The following is a 15,665-nucleotide window of genomic DNA, read 5'->3' on the forward strand; positions in this document are numbered from 1 at the left end:
TCTGGTGGAAGAAGCTCTGCGCCTGATCGCCAGCTATTCGGCGCTCGCGCTCGAAGCGATCGTCGCGCTGATCGTGATGTATGGCGCGTTCGAGGCGCTGGCGCGGATGGTGGAGCGCGGGTTGCGCCGCGAAGGGCGATGGAGCCGGCGGCAAATATGGCTGCAGTTCGCGCAGTGGATCGTGCTCGCGCTCGAATTCGCGCTCGGCGCCGACATCATCCGCACCGCGGTAGCGCCGACATGGGACGATGTCGGGAAACTCGCCGCGATCGCCGCGATTCGCACCGGGCTGAACTTCTTCATCGAGCGCGACATCTATGAATTCGAACCGCGGCCGGAGCGTGCCTCTGGCGAATAGGCTCTGCGATGCAGGGTCGAAATCCCGCGGCTTCAGCACAATCCCCGATGGGGCTCGAAGGGCCGGACGGGCAGACTGACGAAGAAGAGGCGTGAGAATCCTGCGCGATTCCGCAACTCGTCCGGCAAAGGAAAGGATGAACTCATGGTCAGTCCAGGAATATTGCGGCTAGCGTTGCTGCTCGGTGCTGCGCCGCTCGTCGGCGGCGCCGCGCTGGCACAGGACGATGCGGCGAAGCCCGCGGCGAGCGCGGCAGCCGACGACGACGGCAGCAATCCGATCGACCCGGAGGCCATGGCCGCGGTCGACAAGATGAGCGCGGCGCTGCAGGCGCTTTCGTCCTTCCACACCAAATCGGACATCACGACCGAGGTGGTGCTCGCGACCGGGCAGAAGATTCAGTTCGGCGGGACGATGGACACCTATGCCAGGCGTCCCAATGCCTTCAAGATCGTCACCAGGCTCGATGGCAAGTCGCGCGAGCTCTATTATGACGGCAAGACCTTTACGATCTTTGCGCCCACCCTCGGCTATTATGCCGACTTCCCGGCACCCGGCACGATCGCGGCGACGATCGACAAGGCGAGCGACGAATTCGGCATCGAAGTGCCGCTCGCCGACCTGTTCACCTGGGGCAGCGATCCCGCGATCCGCGCGCGCGTGCAGGAAGCGATGGTGATCCGGCCCGAAACCATCGGCGATCGCACCTGCATGCATTATGCCTTCCGGCAGGAACACGCCGACTGGCAGGTCTGGATCGACCAGGGCGGCAAGGCGCTGCCGTGCAAGATCGTGATCACCAACAAGACCGACCCCGCGATGCCGCAATATTCGGCGGTGATCGACTGGGCCTCGACCGCGGTTCCGGCGAGCGAAAATCTCGCCTTTTCGCCGCCGGCCGACGCGCACCGGATTGCGATCGCCGATATTTCCGAAATAACCTCTGACGGAGAAGGGCAATGATCCTCATCGTGAACGGCGGCCTTTTGGCCGCATCGCTGGCGCTCGCCGCTCCGGCAGTGCCGACCGATCTGCCCCGCGTCGCGGGCGATCCGGCTACGTCGGTCCTGGCGCTCGAAGCGGACTATCTGCAACGAACGCGAACGACATCCAGCCGGTCGGGCACGGCATCGCGGGCAAAGGGTTCGCGTCCGCCCGCGCGCAGCGGCGCGAGCGCGAACGTCAATCATTCGAATGTGAGCCGCAACCGCAGCGTCAACAACGCCAACGTCAATCGGAACGTCAACCGGAACGCCAACGTCAACGTGAACCGCAACGTCGATGTCAACGTCCACAACGACTATCACGGCGGCTATTATCACGACGATTGGGACGATTGGGACGATGACTGGCACCCGGTCGCGACGATCGCCACCGCGGCGGTGACCGCGGCCGTCGTCGGCAGCATCGTGAACAGCGTGCCGCCGAGCTGCAGCACTGTCGTCGTCAACGGCATCAGCTACTCGCAATGCGGCAACACCTGGTACCAGCCCCAATATGTGGGCTCGTCGGTCCAATATGTGGTGGTCAATCCGCCGCGCTGACTCCGTCCCCCTGGCCAGAAAGTCCCGTCCATGACGCCTCTCATGATCGTCAAACTGGCCACGGTGCTCAGCATCGTGCTGCTGCTCTTCGGGCTCGCGCTGCGAGCGAAGATCGCCGATCTCGGCTATCTCGTCCGCGAGTGGCGGCTCGGGCTGGGCGCCTTCGTCGCGATGTTCGTGTGCGTGCCCGTGGCGGCCTTTCTGCTCGCGCGCTTCCTCGATCTCCAGCAACCGGTGGCGATCGCGCTGATCGCGATGGCGCTGTCGCCGCTGCCGCCGATCCTGCCGGGCAAGCAGCTGAAGGCGGGCGGTGAGGCAGGCTATGTCACCGGGCTGATGGTCGGCGCGTCGCTGCTGTCGCTGGTGGTGGCGCCGCTCGGCGTGTGGGTCGCGGCGCATCTGTTCGATGTCGATGTTTCGGTCGCGCCATCGGCGCTCGTCAAGCCGCTGCTCATCTCGGTGTTCGCGCCGATCGCGCTCGGGTTGCTCGCGGCGCCGTTGCTCGGCAAGTCGGTGCCGCGGGTCAGCGAGATCTGCACCAGGGCGGGGACGATCCTTCTCCTCCTCGTCGTGCTCGCCTTTCTCGTGCTCCTCGGGCCGCCGATGTGGAAGCTGGTCGGCGACGGCACGCTGCTCGTCTTCGCCGCGGTCGCGATCGTAGGGCTCGTCGCGGGAACGCTCCTCGGCGGCCCCAATCCGGGCGACCGGTCGGCGCTGGCGCTCGCGGCATCGGCCCGGCACCCGGGCGTGGCGCTCGCGATCGCCGTCCATACGATGCCGAACGTTCCGCTGATGCCGGCTGCCGTCGTGCTGTCGCTGATCGTCTCGATCGTCCTCAGCTTCCCCTATTTGCGGATGGTGGGTCGCAAACAGGGCGACGGGGGGGGCGCCGCGGCGACTCCGCCATCCTGACCCGGGCGGCGAAGGGCGCGGGATCTATCGGCGTCCGATCGCGTAGTCGATCCGGATCCGCACCCAGCTGCCGACCATCAGGCGTCCTCCGCGCCTTGGCGGACGCACCCGGAATTGCCAGGCGGCGGCGAGGATCGCGCGATTGATCTGCGAACCTTGCGGATATTCGTCGAGCGCGACGCAGCCCTCGACGCGATACTCGGACGCCGTGCGGCAGGCGATCAAGCCCCAGCCGGGACCGCTGGCGGTCGACAGATAGCCGCGCAACTCGTCATCGCTCGGCTCGCGGTACCAGGCGGCCGCATAGAGCGGCTCGCCATTCGGTGCCGTCCCCACTTGCGGCGTGTCCTGCGAGGCTGCCCCGCCGCGGTTGGCCGGACCGTAAACCTGTCCGTCGGATGGGCGAATTACGGCGCGAGGCGTCCGCGGCGCGGGCGGCTGCGTGCTTGGCGCGGGCAAGGCCGGCGCGGGCATGGGTTCGACGACCGGCGGCGGAGGCAGCGGCTGGGGCGCTTGCGGCGGCGTTTCGGGTGGTGGGGACGGCGGGCTCTCCTTGGCCTGCTCGCGTTTCGGATTGTCCGTCTCGGGCGATTGTTCCGCATTCCCCGCGGCTTCGAGCGTGACGAGCGTAACCTGTTCGTCACGGACGTCGACCGGCTTCCCCACGCCGAAGGCAAGAAGCATGATCAGCAGGACGCCCGTGATGAGCAACGCCAGCCCGATGGACAGCGCCCGTCGTCCCGCGCCGATCCCCGCCATGTCGGCGGAAGGCGCGGCCCGGGCAGGAAGGATGGAGAGCAATTTCCGGTAGCGGCGACCGCTGGTCGAGATGTCCGGCGCCGCCATTTGCGCGGGAATAATGGGCCGCCGGGGCAATGACAAGGCTCGGCTAAGCTGGCGACGCGGAATTCGGCACTACGGGTGGCGACGCCATTGCGGGCCCGCGAAAGCTCGGTTCGAAAGCGGAGAAAATGGTGGACGCACTAGGGCTCGAACCTAGGACCCGCTGATTAAGATATGGCCATAAGCTCTTGTTATTGCTTTTTATTCTGCGTCATTTCGTGTCTTGGGGAACACGAAAACGTATCTTCGACCCGCTGATTCCGAGGCGTATTGCTTCACGTCCATTCATGCAAGTTCGGGCGTCCGGGACCCCCTTGATACCCACACGGAAGATCGTCGAATTTCTGGGTATCAGAGCGATGGAGGGAAGAGGCGGAGACTTAGTCACCAGCCTTGCAGCAACATCATATCGATCGAAGGTGTCTGCGTCAGGGAAAATCCTAACGCCGCTTCGCTGTGCGCGTTGGTAACGGCATCGTTATTTTCGGGTGATGAAAGTCACGAGATCGTTACTTCGCTGGATGGATGGCCCTATGGCGAACTGGCAGATGGATTTGCCTTTTTGAGTGCCGCCGCTGCCGTCGATGTGAGCATGAACAGCCGACCAGGGTGCATCGGGAAGGGGATGAAACCGAACGATTGATAGAAGTCAAACGCGCTGTCGTTCTTCGCTTCAACCACGATAGCAAAGACGGCCAGATCTTGAGCAACGTTTACAATCCGATGCAAGGCATCGGCTATCAAAATCTCACCGACACCTTTGCCCCGCGATTGTTCGTGCCGGGCAAGCCGACCGATCAAAGCGGCGGGGATGTGGTCGTAGCGAGGAAGCTTGGCCGCTATGTTGTCCGGCACTTCGTCCAACGATAGGGTGAACGCGCTTAGGCTGTAGAAGCCGACAATCTGGGAAGTATCGTCCAGTGCGACAAAGACACGCGCGACGTTTCGGCGCTCATCCTGCCCCGCGCGTTTCTGGAACCACTCGTCAAGCTGCGCCTCGCCACAGCGAAAGTGCGAACGGTCATGGCGCTTGGCGAGCGGTTCGAATGTGATAGGCAAGCAGGATCAGCCGACGACAGATTTATGGCGTTCAAATGCCTTGATCAGTCGATCGGCAGGCGCAGGCGGGTTGGCAACTGCTTTCAGGAAAGCGTCGGCATCGGCTTGCGAAAGCCTCATGCGCTCATGTTCATCGAGCACGCGGCGCGCACCCTCATAAGCAAGGTCGCCAGCCGTCATGCCGCTCACAGCCATTGCACGCTTGATCAGCGTCTTGGCAGATGTGGCCACGCGTAATTCCATGCGCTCGCGCTTGGTTTCGCGGTGCTGGGTCTGACGGGATGAAGCGGACACCATCACAAATTCCTTTCATGCGCTCATATACGGCATTTTGCCGTGCAATGCAACGCGAACCGAGTCGCGATCAGGAAACCAGCCTCGACACGTAATCACGTTAGACTGAAAAATCGGGAATCAGTGTCGCGCCATCTGGTCCGAATATCGATGCGGAACCTCGGTCCAAAACACCCCCGGTCACAGGCAGCATGGTCAAATCGCACCGCGCTGCACTTCTCGATGCAAGTCCTTCGGAACCTAGGAATTTCTTTGAGATTGGCCGATTTCTGTGATTATTGAAGTGTCATCGAAAGGATGGCACATGCCGGTAAAGGCCCTAACCAACAAGACGCTCGAAGCACTGAAACCGAAGGCGAAGCGCTATGAGGTCCATGACCTCTTGTGTCCCGGCATGAGCGTTCGGGTTTCGGCTCAGGGACAAAAGGTCTTCTCCGTGAAGTTCCGATATGGCTTTAACCAGAAGCGCATGAAGCTCGGCGTCTATCCCCGCATTACGTTGGCCACCGCTCGCGAGAAGGCGATGGATATCTTGCGGCAGGTCGATGAAGGCATCGATCCGACCAAGCGCCGCCGTACTCCCAATATGAAGGTCGAAGCCGTCTGCGGAGAATTCATCCGCCTTCACGCGCAGGCGCGCAACAAGAGCTGGCGTGAGGCAGAGCGCATCTTGGAACGCGAATTTGTCGGCACCTTCGGGCAGCGTGATATCCGCGAGATCAAGCGGTTCGACGTGCTAGAAATCATGGACGCCGCCGTCGCGCGCGGATCGACCTATCAGGCCAACCGCATCCTTTCGAACATCCGCAAGCTGTTCAATTGGTGTGTGGAGCGCGGGATTGTCGAGACCAGCCCAATTACCGGATTGAAGGCACCGACCAAGGAGGAATCCCGCGACCGAGTGTTGGAGGATGACGAAATCGTCCGGCTGCTGCGCGCATGCCGCAATGATGTCTATCCCTTCCGCCAGTTCGTGCCGATCCTGCTTGCGACGGCGCAGCGCCGGCGAGCTGGCCGAAATGCGCTGGAGCGAGGTCGATCTTGACGTCAAGCAATGGGTCATCCCCGCCGGGCGATCGAAGAACGGAAAGCCGCATGTCGTGCCGCTCAGCTCCTATGCAATCAAAATATTGAACGAGGTGCCGCGCTTCCTCGACTGCGATTATGTGTTCACGACCACCCGCAATTCGCCGGTAAGCGGCTTTTCGAAGATGCTACGCCGCCTGTCCGAAGGCTCGCAGACATCCGACTGGCGATTGCACGATTTGAGGCGAACCGCGGCTTCGGGTATGGCGAGGGCGGGCATCGCCCCGCATGTCGTCGAAAAGGTTTTGAACCACATTTCCGGCACGATTTCCGGTGTGGCCGCCGTCTACAATCGCTATGGATATGACCGCGAGAAGCGGGAGGCATTGGAGAGGTGGGGCGAAGTGTTGTCCAGGCTCGCGGCCGATGACGGCATTGATAACCGGCTGCGATGATGATATACATTCTTCACATTGTATATCAGGAGTAGGCCGATGCAGGTGGCAAAGTGGGGTAACAGCTTGGCGGTGCGATTGCCTGCTGCCGTTGTCAAAGCCCTCAACTTACATGAGGGGGACGATATCGAGATCCATGTCGAGGGGGAACGAAGCATGACGGTCGCGCGCAAACCCGATCCGGAATGTCTGATCGAGCGCCTGCGCGCTTTTCGCGGACGCCTGCCCGACGATTTCAAATTCGATCGGGACGAGGCGAATGCCCGGTAGCTTCCTCGACACCAATGTTCTTCTCTATCAGTTGTCGAACGACCTCGGCAAAGCCGAGAGGGCGGAAGCATTGGTGCGCGAAGGCGGGACGATCAGCGTTCAGGTCTTGAACGAACTTGCCAATGTGGCACGTCGGAAAATCGGCTTGGCGTGGACCGAGGTGCAGGCCCTTACCGAGACACTGCGCGCGTTGCTCAATGTGGTGCCGCTGGATGCCGACATGCACGCACACGGATTACGGCTGTGCGAGCGGAATGGCTTTTCGGTCTATGATGGCATGATCGTAGCGGCCGCGCTCTCTGCCGGATGCGATACATTGTGGTCGGAAGATATGCACGCTGGTCTGAAGGTGGAGGGGCGCCTCACAATCCGCAATCCGTTCGTCATTTAATGCCACGGGTTTGCAGGATTTCACCCGCCACCCGACTGACCTGTTCGGTGACGCCGCAATGGCCGAGATTGCGGACATCGTGGGTGTCACCGGTGGGGCGGCATTGGATGTCCTTCAGGAGCGCCTACGAGCGGTTGCGACTGAGTATCGCCGCGTCATTTCTGTGACCCCATGCGACATGCCCGGCGCGCCCTCTGATGAAACGTTATCGCAGCGGCTCGCATGGGTGGATGCCCAACTACTCAATCCGATCGGAAAATTGTTGGAGGCGCTTGATCCCGAAAACCGCCACATGCTCTCATTGTGGCCCGAAGAGGTCAGCCCGGAGCTTGTCCCGGACTGCGATGCGATCGCCGAGCAGTTGAAGGGTTTGCAGGTGCTTGGATGGAATGTGGCTATCATGATCGCCAAATACCGCCACCATGACCTGCCGCACGGCCCCTTGATCCGATACCACATAGTCGCCGCCATCGCGGAGGTGCTCGACGAGGCGCTGCCCGACCTTCGCCCCAGCCGAGGCACCTATGATGCCACGACGAAGCAGTTTTATGGTGTCTACCCTGCCTTGGTTCGCCGCATATTCCTCGAGATCACTGGTCTGAACGAGCAGTTGGATCGCCTAATCAAGGAACAGGTCGACCAGCGCCGCCGGTAAATGAACATGCCATCGGATTTTCCGATAACGAGTTCATTTCCCACTGTAGAATCTCTTCGCCGTCTGGGAATATTTCGTTGCCGTCAATCACGACAACGAAAGGAAATTCAACATGACGGCACCACCATCAAACAAGATATTGCTGACGCGGCAGGACTTGCCGCGCCTTGGCCTCAACCTCTCTCCATCGACGTTGCTTCGGCTCGAAGCCGCCGGGCAATTCCCCAAACGTGTCCGTATCGGCGCCCACTCAGTCGCGTGGCTGGCGACTGAAATCCACGAGCATATCGCAAAGCTCGCTGCCGAGCGGGAGGCAGGCCTATGACCTACGAGTTCACCTTCGAAACGTCGCACCCGGAAAATCCGGACATCTGCATCCGTTTCATCATCACCATGCCGGTTCCGCCTGCTGAAGAGATTCCCGAAGGGGCGGTGCTGGAAAACCACATTCGTTGGCGGGAGGAACGGTCGTGGCATTAAGCAACCGAATCCGTCTGACGATCGATCGTCCGGCAAGCATGCTGAGCATGATGAAATGGTTCGCCAAGCAGGGCGTCCCCGTATTCCCGATCCATAGCGTTGCGGATGGGATATGTTCATGCGGCGACCGGGACTGCGATGATCAGGGCAAGCATCCGATAGGGCAGTTGGCTCCGAAGGGGTGCCACAGCGCCACCACAGACCTGAAAGTCATCCGTAAATGGCATCGCGCCTTTCCGGACATGAATTATGGAGTGGCGACAAAGGGGCTGGCGGTGATCGATTGCGATAGCCGTGAGGCGCTCGATGACTTTCGCCGCACCTATAAGCCGGCACCCACGTTTACGGTGAAAACTGCCCGTGGATTCCACTTCTACTTTCTGGGCGAAATGCCCGCGCGTAATGGTGCTCGGCCCAATCTGGACGTGAAGAGCGGTCCGGGCTGCTATGTGGTCGGTCCCGGATCAATCCATCTGTCGGGTGCGGTCTATTCCCCTTGGGAAGACGAACCGATTGCACAGCTTTCCGAGGCGATCCGGGAGATTACGGCGCAGCCGAAAGATGAGGCTCCGCTAGCCAGCAATGGCCCGATCCCGGTCGGGATGCGCAATACGACGCTGACCAAGTTCGCGGGATACCTGCGCGCGGCCGGGGCGAACCAAAGGGCTATGTTGGAGACATTAAAGGCCCTCAATCGCTCCATGACTGACGACCCGCTGCCGGATCGCGAGGTCAGGCAAATCGCCCGGAGCATATCGAAAAAGCCTGGCAAGGTGTGGCCGACGCTGGTGCCTTTCTCGGAAATCCCTGACGAGAACTTGGAATGGTTGTGGTATCCTTATGTCTGTCGGGGCACACTTGGCCTGCTCGACGGCGATCCGGGCGATGGCAAGAGCCAATTATGCGCGTGGCTGTGCGCTCGCATTACCCGTGGCGATGCTTTGCCCGGTGGTGACCGATCGAAGCCGGCTAACGTAATCCTGTTCAATTTCGAGGACCTGAAAGGGGCTGTTATAAAGCCCCGGTTGATAGCCAATGGGGCCGATTTAGACCGCGTGTTCATCCAGTCACGGCAATTCCAGCTCACGGAGGAGATGGTCGCGTGGCTGGACGGCGAGATCGCCGATAAACGTCCCGCCGTCGTGATCCTCGATCCCATTCAAGCCTTCATGTCCGGGGTCGACGGCAACAGCAACATCGACGTCCGTGAGTTCATGTCCCCGCTGGCCGAGATCGCCGCTAAGTATCTTTGCGCGATCATCTGCGTCCGCCATTTCGGCAAGTCCGAACAGGACAAGGCGTGTCAGGAGAAATCCTAGAAATCCCAGTCGATTTCCATAAGCGGGATGGAGAATGACGCTTTTCCGTCGGTGAAGAAATATTCGTCGTCGTCGCTGCCGATTTCGAATGTGAAGCGATGCCCGTCTACGTCAATGTGAATAATCTCGTCGGGCGTAAGGATCACTTCAATCACCGCACCGGGAAATAGCGCCTGCGCATGGGATAATAGGTGCAACCAGTCGAGCGGTTCGTGGTCGGACATGATGGCCTCCTTTCGTTGACCATCTCCCCAATAAGAACATAGGCTGAGCCGTGTCAGGAAAACTCCCAGCTTCCGTGTCTGAAAACTACGAGCGGGGTCCCACTGGGGTCTCAGAACCACAGTTGCATGAAATCGGCAGATTTCAGGGCATTTTAGAGGGGCGCGCCTGTTGTTGGACGAATGTGCAAGAGACAGAAATGGCGGATTTCCGTTAGGACCCGCTGATATACAATCAGATGGTCGATGCGCCCAAATCCTTGGAAATCGGACTCTCGGTCGCGCTAATGCCTTTCGACGGGCATCCGATGGGAACCAGGCCGAATGGTTTAGGATCTGCGCTTTTTGGCACTCTTGCGGCTTTGATTGATCCAGTACGGGTTATCTCGTTCCCTAAAGTTCATTTTCACACTTGAAACCTCTTGCAACTGGCAACCCGTCAATTCAGCACTATTGAGATCAAAAAGAGCCAAGTTCGTAGAACGTTCTCCAAAGGCACTTCGATAAGCGATTCCGTCGAACCCCTCGTCGCGGAAAAGTTCAACCAAGATTTGAGTTGCGACATATTCGCCGGAATCGTCACCTCTAGTCACAGGCTTGGTAAACGCTCTGTCGATATCGGACCCCACTCATCAGGACTGGGCTTTTCGAAAATCATAGCAAAATTCGGTTCTGTGTTTCTGCTACAATCGGCGATCACCAGATCCTTTTGTATCTCGAAATGTCCGAGTGAAACCATTGAACCGAGCCAAGGGCGAACTTCGCTCATCGCTGCATCTTTGCTGGAGCAGAGATATAGCATCGGAATTCCCTTGGGGTTTGCCCGACCTTCTGTCGCTCGATCAGCTAATGGTCTCATTCGTTCTGGTGGAAACGCCGCAGGGATTTCTTCCCCAATTTCCTCTAAGTAACGCCAATCATGGCCCACTTGGGCGCGCCAAAACCCCCTACCTTTCGAAATCTTTGCTTTTCGCAGTGCTACTGTCGCCCTCACAGCATTCAAAAATTCATCGGCTATAGATGTTCGAACATATCTTCGGTTACGACACACTTCTCGTTCGAATTCGGCGAATGCTCGCCAGCTCTTGAATCTTGAACTGCTTTCCATACGTCCGCCCCTCGAAACGCTGCATCTTGTTGAGCCGGTGAGCCCCATTGGCCAAATTTGACGATGTTTTGCTTGGAACTGCGCTAATCCGCAAGGGGGCGGAGCCGATCAAGGTATAACGTCTTCGCTTCGCGCTCTGCTTCGCGTAGCCGTCTAACGGTATCGATGCGATTGCGTCCGCGCGGACGAGGTTGACCACCCGACCCGCACAGGCGTCCACGTAGCTTGGTGACCTTGCGGCGGGCGCGTGAAACCTCGTCCATGCCTTGCACGGCATAGCTAAGCCGCTGTGCGTCGCGTGAGCCGAACCGGCCTCCGGCATAGTAGATTACTTCGCAGCGGTGGCCGGACATCGGGCATATGAAATAGCAACGATGGCCTCCGAACGGTGATGGCACCATTTCGACAGCGACACGCTGATTGATGGCACCGCCGGGCATATCGCCGGTGATCGCCATGACGCCGTCACGCTCAATGTCGCTGAGATCGACGCGAAGGCGCGCGCTGGATACGCTGAGGCCGCCGATTGACCATTGCACCGTGTCGCATGTGCATTCACCGGGGCGAACGACGCCCAGCCGCCGCAATGCGCGAATGTCGAGCGCCAGCATTTGCTCGACATTGCCGATATGCGTTGATCGTCGCGCGCCTGATCCAATGCCGCCCATGAAAGCCTCCATCATCTCGGACAGCCTCATACATCCGGAGACGCCACATCTCAGGCCCAGCCTCCGGGTCTTCGGACGGCGGCTCTTTGCCTCTAAAGCTGGCCGTTCTCCGAAATACTGTGGCTTGGGGTAGGTCCGGCCCTCAGTCGAGTAGCCGCCCCGGCGTCACGCCCAAGGCGTTAGCGAGCTTGTCCACGACGGTAATTGTTGGGTTGCGTGCGCCCCGCTCAAGGTCGCTAATGTAGGTGCGGTGCAAGTCCGCCTCATCCGCAAAGGCTTCCTGCGACCAACCCTTTTCCTGCCGCAACAGGCGCAGATTCTTCGCAAGGCGTTCCCGAATATCCATCGCCGAGACTTGGATCGCTATGTAGTCAATCAGTCTACAGACAATCGGTGACAATTCGCTTTGCCAGACCGCCTCCACTTTCTTATCGATGTCACCGATCGACTACAAAAGGAGTTGGCAATGCATCGACGGACTTTCCTATGTCGCTAGGCACGCTTCACACGGTGCGGGGTATTATCGAACGGAGACCGGGCTATCGGTTCTTTATCGCGGTCCACGAAGGCGGGGAATGGGAGCTTGAGCCGAGTCGCCGCCTGACGCGATATCTCGATTGCTCCGTGACGGTCGAGGGTGTCCGGACCGGCTTCAACCGGCTGGAGGTCGTCAGAATCAAACAAGATGGCGAAGATTGGCCACCAAGCCAGAGCTGGACCCGATAGTTTAATCGCTGGCGGAAGCGGCATCAACCTTGAGGCTGTCTGTAATAACATCACATCGTTTAACCCTACAGCAGCGAACTCCGCGATGCAGGTCTAGGGAAAGATCAACAACTCCTATTTCGCAGGCACCAGCCCTTCGTCTCGACGTTTTGCGAAACTACGCCCTCCGCTTCCATCAGAGCAAGAAGCGTGCGCGGAATATGACCCTCGTGCCCTTCATGACCAGAATATATTCCAAGAGCACGTCCCACTTCTGCGTTTTTCAAGCCCTCTTCAGGAGCGTTCCTCAAAAGCAGAAAAATTGCCGACCGCAGTTTCGACATTGCATCTTGAACCAGAACGTAGGGTTCCTCCATAGGTTCTTATCCTACTGAAATGCCAAACGGATTATACAACTAGAAATTTTTAGATCGCAGACAGCCCTAGGCGTTGATAAATAACGTCGTCGAAAATTTGATTTAGCTCAGGCTCCGGCAATGCGTCGAGTAACTTGAACCCTCCGATCGAGTTAAGCTCCATCATCACCTTGCGAAAGGTTGCGCGCTCAAACAAAACCTTCTTGCCGGCAGCCGACTTTATGAGGCTCTTGAGTATCACACCGAACACGTTGGTGGCTTGGGCGACCGTCGGTCGTTCGATGATGTTAGCTCTCACATCTGACCGATATAGAAACGCCTCTAGTGCGTCCTTTTGAGCAACCCCTTGAACCCTCGTGCAGAGATGAGCCATCCACCACAGACGGGACACGGCATTGTCCCTCTCGATCTGGCGATTTGTGCGGGCAAAGAAGTGCGTCTCGATATGCGGCACAGCCTTATCGTCATCTGACGGAATGGGCCATCTTGCGCGGGTATATTGCAGCATGCTGGTGTGAGTGAGATACGACCATAGCCGCTCGTCTCGGGCCTCATAGGGCGAAAGGGCTTCGAGGTACTCGTGAACGGCGAGGCAGTTTTCAACCTCGAAGTCATCAGCGCCGGACGGCATTTTCATGTTGCCCAAGCCGGACGCCTTTACGTCCACCGGTAACTCGTGAAACTGGCTGCTATCAAGATCGATGAAGCCAAAATCGCCTGTCCGATAGCTGTCAAGATTATCAGCAATCGACTTGCGAAGCTGAGCGACAGCTCCGTCCCTCAGATAACGGATTTTCATTGCTCAGTCCCCTTGAAGACATAAGCTTCGATGAGCTGGAATGGGCTTTTCATAAGTCTCTCTGCGATGAGATACTCGTCGTGTTCTTCGAGATTTATGCCCTCGTTATGGCATTTCTGGAGGATCACGCTTCCCCACCTCGTGCTTTCCGCATCATCTTTGCCGTTTTTCAGCATGGAGATGCATTGCATGACTGCTGCGAAATAGATTGAGTTCATCAGGACAGCCCGGTGTCCCTTATTATTTCTAGCTGAGTCCACACGCTCTTTCGCTTCAGGACTCAAGACGATCTGTACCTTGTCTTCCGTAGGGCGGACCTGCCATTCGTGCCCCACAATGGATTCGTCCTTGACCAGCACGAAAACAGACGAGAGAGGCTTGAACACGTCTCGGTCGATGTAGACCAGCTGTGGCCGGTCAATCGCCAGTACCGATCCCACCTCGTAGCTAAATGGCCCGTCTCCGAACTCTGGATTGATCCAGCCACTGCTATAGTTCGAGATCGGCTGGATGGCAGAGATATAGGGATAGACCTGAACCTCGCCTCGAAGCCTGCCGGCTGGGAAGTGAACTTCCGACTCTTCTTGATCGGTGGTGTGCACAAACCGAAAGTAGGTGTCACGGCAAGCAAATACGACGACATATTTGGCGCGTTTGGATGCGACCTCTGCCACCAGCTCCGGCACGCTGACATGGAAGCTGACGTGCGCGGTCACCTCTTGGCCGTCGTTGGATGGCGAGAACTCGACAGTCACTTGAATGTCGCCATCGATGTAGTCGTCAACGTCTGGCCTAAGGACCGGATAGGGAAACGCTCGAAGCGTATCAAACTGCATTGGCTTTGACCCTCACTGTTCCTTCAAAGGGGCGCTCAAGGTCCACATCCAGCATCACCCGCTTTTGAGCGTTGCAGGCCACGGTGAGGCGCCCATCGGCGACAGAGCCCAGCGTCGCCCCGGTGACCTTCAAGAGACGGTTGGTATCAGCGCCCGAGTCTTCCAATTCGACGCGCACATCCCCGGTTATTTCGGGGGTAAAGGCGATCCGCCGGCGATCAGGTGTGAGGACGATCGCGCGTACATTGCGGAGCGAAATGGTCGTTGCTACCGACGACTTGCCTCCGGACCCTCCGCCGGGGCTCTGGTCGCCATCATCGCCGTCGTTGTTACCACCGCCGCCACCGCCGCCCGTTCCGTCTCCTTCGCCTCCCCCGTCACCGTCGCTGCCATCCGATCCTTCGCCCAGGTCGCCGTCCGAAGCTGTGCCTGGGTTGGGGTCGGAAGTGGTCGACTTTCTCTTCGGCAGGGGTCGCGCCCTGATCTTGATGTCTCCGCGTGGGTTTTCATCACCGTCGCGAGCGCCTCCGGCGCCTTGGTCCTCGTCGCCGAAAAACTCCGCCAGTTCATCGATCTCGGTGACTTCAGCAACCGGGTCCTGAGCGTGCCGCTTCAACATCTCTCGCACCCATTCTGCGAGCTCACGGAGCGCGACGCGAGCCGTGCGTTGCTGTTGCATGGTCGAAAGGCGGGCTGCCTCGAAGTCGTCGTGAGCTGGAGGCTCCATGGCCCTCAGCAGAGAGTTGCCCTTTTCGCTCATGCACTCGAGTACTGCCGCAAATTCCTTGAACTCGCCGAAGCGCCTCAAGCCCGTCAGCTGGGAGGTGATGAGCATGCCGTCCCGGAGAACCGCAACTCGCTTTGGCAGTCCCTCGCCGACGAGGATGTGTAAGCGACAGTGCCCCAAGCCGCCGTTCTGGGTATCTTCCGTTACGCTCTCGGTACTCGAAAGTGCGCGGAGGAAATGCCCGCTATTGACGAAGGTCTCGGGCTCTTCCTTCTGATCCTTGATCGCGTCGGCGATTGAGGCGTCAGCAAACACGTCAGCAAGTGTGGTCACTGAGAGGCTGGGGCCATCCTCGATGGTCACCTCTAGCGCGCCTCGGCAAATCGCGCCAAAAAAGCTCTCAGCGATGCTGGCCGCCAGGATTTTCTCCCACCCTTTTGTCGGAACGAAGCCCAGGATGCTTAGTGTCGTGCCGGTTTCATCCGGATTATCGGACGGCCGCTGCAACCAGTCAGGAAGCTGCTCCGTTTGATTTATCAGAGGCTGGCAGTTTTTGCGCACGCCCCAGAAACCAGTGCCCCGATGGGTAGTGTTGCCGTTGCGGTGGGACATTAGGAT

24 protein-coding genes are annotated in these 15,665 nt (G+C 59.0%); 13 read left to right on the plus strand and 11 right to left on the minus strand.

The window, feature by feature from the left end:
* The first annotated feature begins 4 nt into the window (after positions 1-4).
* The 4 genes from CHB69_RS01125 (at position 5) to CHB69_RS01140 (ending at position 2,814) form a co-directional block, all read left to right on the plus strand.
* The gene (locus CHB69_RS01125; RefSeq protein WP_170935387.1) at positions 5-358 is read left to right on the plus strand and encodes a DUF1622 domain-containing protein; all 354 of its coding nucleotides are present in this window, start codon (positions 5-7) and stop codon (positions 356-358) included.
* A gap of 144 nt (positions 359-502) precedes the next feature.
* Positions 503-1,321 carry a DUF2092 domain-containing protein gene (locus CHB69_RS01130; protein ID WP_089214142.1) on the plus strand — a complete coding sequence of 273 codons (819 nt, stop codon included), beginning with the start codon at positions 503-505 and terminating at the stop codon, positions 1,319-1,321.
* On the plus strand, positions 1,318-1,902 hold the full coding sequence (locus CHB69_RS01135) for a DUF6515 family protein (RefSeq protein ID WP_245836430.1): 585 nt from the start codon (positions 1,318-1,320) through the stop codon (positions 1,900-1,902). Before CHB69_RS01130 ends, CHB69_RS01135 begins: the two co-directional genes overlap by 4 nt.
* Positions 1,903-1,932: 30 nt before the next feature.
* Positions 1,933-2,814, plus strand: coding sequence for a bile acid:sodium symporter family protein (locus CHB69_RS01140; RefSeq protein WP_089214143.1), 882 nt, complete (start codon positions 1,933-1,935; stop codon positions 2,812-2,814).
* Positions 2,815-2,838: 24 nt separating this feature from the next.
* Here the strand turns inward: CHB69_RS01140 and CHB69_RS01145 are convergent, their stop codons facing one another.
* The 3 genes from CHB69_RS01145 to CHB69_RS01155 form a co-directional block, all read right to left on the minus strand.
* The gene (locus CHB69_RS01145; RefSeq protein ID WP_141133888.1) at positions 2,839-3,660 is read right to left on the minus strand and encodes a hypothetical protein; all 822 of its coding nucleotides are present in this window, start codon (positions 3,658-3,660) and stop codon (positions 2,839-2,841) included.
* A 528-nt stretch (positions 3,661-4,188) separates the two neighbouring features.
* The gene (locus CHB69_RS01150) at positions 4,189-4,716 is read right to left on the minus strand and encodes a GNAT family N-acetyltransferase (protein ID WP_089214144.1); all 528 of its coding nucleotides are present in this window, start codon (positions 4,714-4,716) and stop codon (positions 4,189-4,191) included.
* A 6-nt stretch (positions 4,717-4,722) separates the two neighbouring features.
* Positions 4,723-5,013 (minus strand): type II toxin-antitoxin system TacA family antitoxin, encoded by a 291-nt coding sequence (locus CHB69_RS01155; RefSeq protein ID WP_089214145.1) that lies wholly within the window; start codon positions 5,011-5,013, stop codon positions 4,723-4,725.
* 301 nt (positions 5,014-5,314) lie between these two features.
* On the opposite strand from CHB69_RS01155, the gene CHB69_RS01160 reads away from it, so the two are divergent.
* The 8 genes from CHB69_RS01160 (at position 5,315) to CHB69_RS01190 (ending at position 9,606) form a co-directional block, all read left to right on the plus strand.
* Positions 5,315-6,055 (plus strand): tyrosine-type recombinase/integrase, encoded by a 741-nt coding sequence (locus CHB69_RS01160; RefSeq protein ID WP_089214146.1) that lies wholly within the window; start codon positions 5,315-5,317, stop codon positions 6,053-6,055.
* The gene (locus CHB69_RS01165) at positions 6,030-6,491 is read left to right on the plus strand and encodes a site-specific integrase (RefSeq protein ID WP_170935388.1); all 462 of its coding nucleotides are present in this window, start codon (positions 6,030-6,032) and stop codon (positions 6,489-6,491) included. The genes CHB69_RS01160 and CHB69_RS01165 overlap by 26 nt, the downstream gene beginning before the upstream one ends.
* A gap of 39 nt (positions 6,492-6,530) precedes the next feature.
* On the plus strand, positions 6,531-6,761 hold the full coding sequence (locus tag CHB69_RS01170; RefSeq protein ID WP_089214148.1) for an AbrB/MazE/SpoVT family DNA-binding domain-containing protein: 231 nt from the start codon (positions 6,531-6,533) through the stop codon (positions 6,759-6,761).
* Entirely contained in the window at positions 6,751-7,152 is a 402-nt protein-coding gene (locus tag CHB69_RS01175) for a PIN domain-containing protein (protein ID WP_089214149.1), read from the plus strand. The genes CHB69_RS01170 and CHB69_RS01175 overlap by 11 nt, the downstream gene beginning before the upstream one ends.
* Before the next feature lie 10 nt (positions 7,153-7,162).
* Entirely contained in the window at positions 7,163-7,807 is a 645-nt protein-coding gene (locus CHB69_RS01180; RefSeq protein ID WP_089214150.1) for a hypothetical protein, read from the plus strand.
* 112 nt (positions 7,808-7,919) lie between these two features.
* The gene (locus CHB69_RS01185; RefSeq protein WP_089214151.1) at positions 7,920-8,132 is read left to right on the plus strand and encodes a helix-turn-helix transcriptional regulator; all 213 of its coding nucleotides are present in this window, start codon (positions 7,920-7,922) and stop codon (positions 8,130-8,132) included.
* Positions 8,129-8,287, plus strand: a complete 159-nt coding sequence (locus tag CHB69_RS19965) for a hypothetical protein (protein WP_170935389.1) — start codon at positions 8,129-8,131, stop codon at positions 8,285-8,287. Before CHB69_RS01185 ends, CHB69_RS19965 begins: the two co-directional genes overlap by 4 nt.
* Complete coding sequence (locus CHB69_RS01190) at positions 8,278-9,606, plus strand: AAA family ATPase (RefSeq protein WP_141133889.1); 1,329 nt, start codon at positions 8,278-8,280, stop codon at positions 9,604-9,606. The genes CHB69_RS19965 and CHB69_RS01190 overlap by 10 nt, the downstream gene beginning before the upstream one ends.
* Here the strand turns inward: CHB69_RS01190 and CHB69_RS01195 are convergent.
* The 5 genes from CHB69_RS01195 to CHB69_RS01210 all read right to left on the minus strand — a co-directional run bounded on the left by CHB69_RS01195 (position 9,603) and on the right by CHB69_RS01210 (position 12,027).
* Positions 9,603-9,830, minus strand: a complete 228-nt coding sequence (locus CHB69_RS01195) for a hypothetical protein (RefSeq protein WP_089214153.1) — start codon at positions 9,828-9,830, stop codon at positions 9,603-9,605. The genes CHB69_RS01190 and CHB69_RS01195 overlap by 4 nt on opposite strands.
* 326 nt (positions 9,831-10,156) lie before the next feature.
* Positions 10,157-10,456, minus strand: coding sequence for an RES family NAD+ phosphorylase (locus CHB69_RS20730; protein WP_089214154.1), 300 nt, complete (start codon positions 10,454-10,456; stop codon positions 10,157-10,159).
* Positions 10,417-10,935 carry an RES domain-containing protein gene (locus CHB69_RS01205; protein WP_170935390.1) on the minus strand — a complete coding sequence of 173 codons (519 nt, stop codon included), beginning with the start codon at positions 10,933-10,935 and terminating at the stop codon, positions 10,417-10,419. The genes CHB69_RS20730 and CHB69_RS01205 overlap by 40 nt, the downstream gene beginning before the upstream one ends.
* An 83-nt stretch (positions 10,936-11,018) precedes the next feature.
* Positions 11,019-11,618 (minus strand): hypothetical protein, encoded by a 600-nt coding sequence (locus tag CHB69_RS19565; RefSeq protein WP_141133890.1) that lies wholly within the window; start codon positions 11,616-11,618, stop codon positions 11,019-11,021.
* Between the two features lie 127 nt (positions 11,619-11,745).
* Positions 11,746-12,027, minus strand: coding sequence for a helix-turn-helix domain-containing protein (locus CHB69_RS01210; protein WP_089214156.1), 282 nt, complete (start codon positions 12,025-12,027; stop codon positions 11,746-11,748).
* 62 nt (positions 12,028-12,089) lie between these two features.
* On the opposite strand from CHB69_RS01210, the gene CHB69_RS20735 reads away from it, so the two are divergent.
* Positions 12,090-12,329: a DUF5818 domain-containing protein gene (locus CHB69_RS20735; protein ID WP_425442387.1), complete on the plus strand. Its 240-nt coding sequence runs from the start codon at positions 12,090-12,092 to the stop codon at positions 12,327-12,329.
* Positions 12,330-12,734: 405 nt separating this feature from the next.
* On the opposite strand, the gene CHB69_RS01215 is transcribed toward CHB69_RS20735, so the two are convergent.
* The 3 genes from CHB69_RS01215 to CHB69_RS19970 are packed head-to-tail and all read right to left on the minus strand — an operon-like array spanning position 12,735 to position 15,659.
* Entirely contained in the window at positions 12,735-13,484 is a 750-nt protein-coding gene (locus tag CHB69_RS01215; protein WP_089214157.1) for a DUF6339 family protein, read from the minus strand.
* The gene (locus CHB69_RS01220) at positions 13,481-14,320 is read right to left on the minus strand and encodes a hypothetical protein (RefSeq protein WP_089214158.1); all 840 of its coding nucleotides are present in this window, start codon (positions 14,318-14,320) and stop codon (positions 13,481-13,483) included. Before CHB69_RS01220 ends, CHB69_RS01215 begins: the two co-directional genes overlap by 4 nt.
* The gene (locus CHB69_RS19970; RefSeq protein WP_170935392.1) at positions 14,310-15,659 is read right to left on the minus strand and encodes a hypothetical protein; all 1,350 of its coding nucleotides are present in this window, start codon (positions 15,657-15,659) and stop codon (positions 14,310-14,312) included. The genes CHB69_RS01220 and CHB69_RS19970 overlap by 11 nt, the downstream gene beginning before the upstream one ends.
* Positions 15,660-15,665: the final 6 nt, after the last annotated feature.

The organism is Sphingopyxis indica (genome assembly GCF_900188185.1).
GTDB classification, from domain to species: domain Bacteria; phylum Pseudomonadota; class Alphaproteobacteria; order Sphingomonadales; family Sphingomonadaceae; genus Sphingopyxis; species Sphingopyxis indica.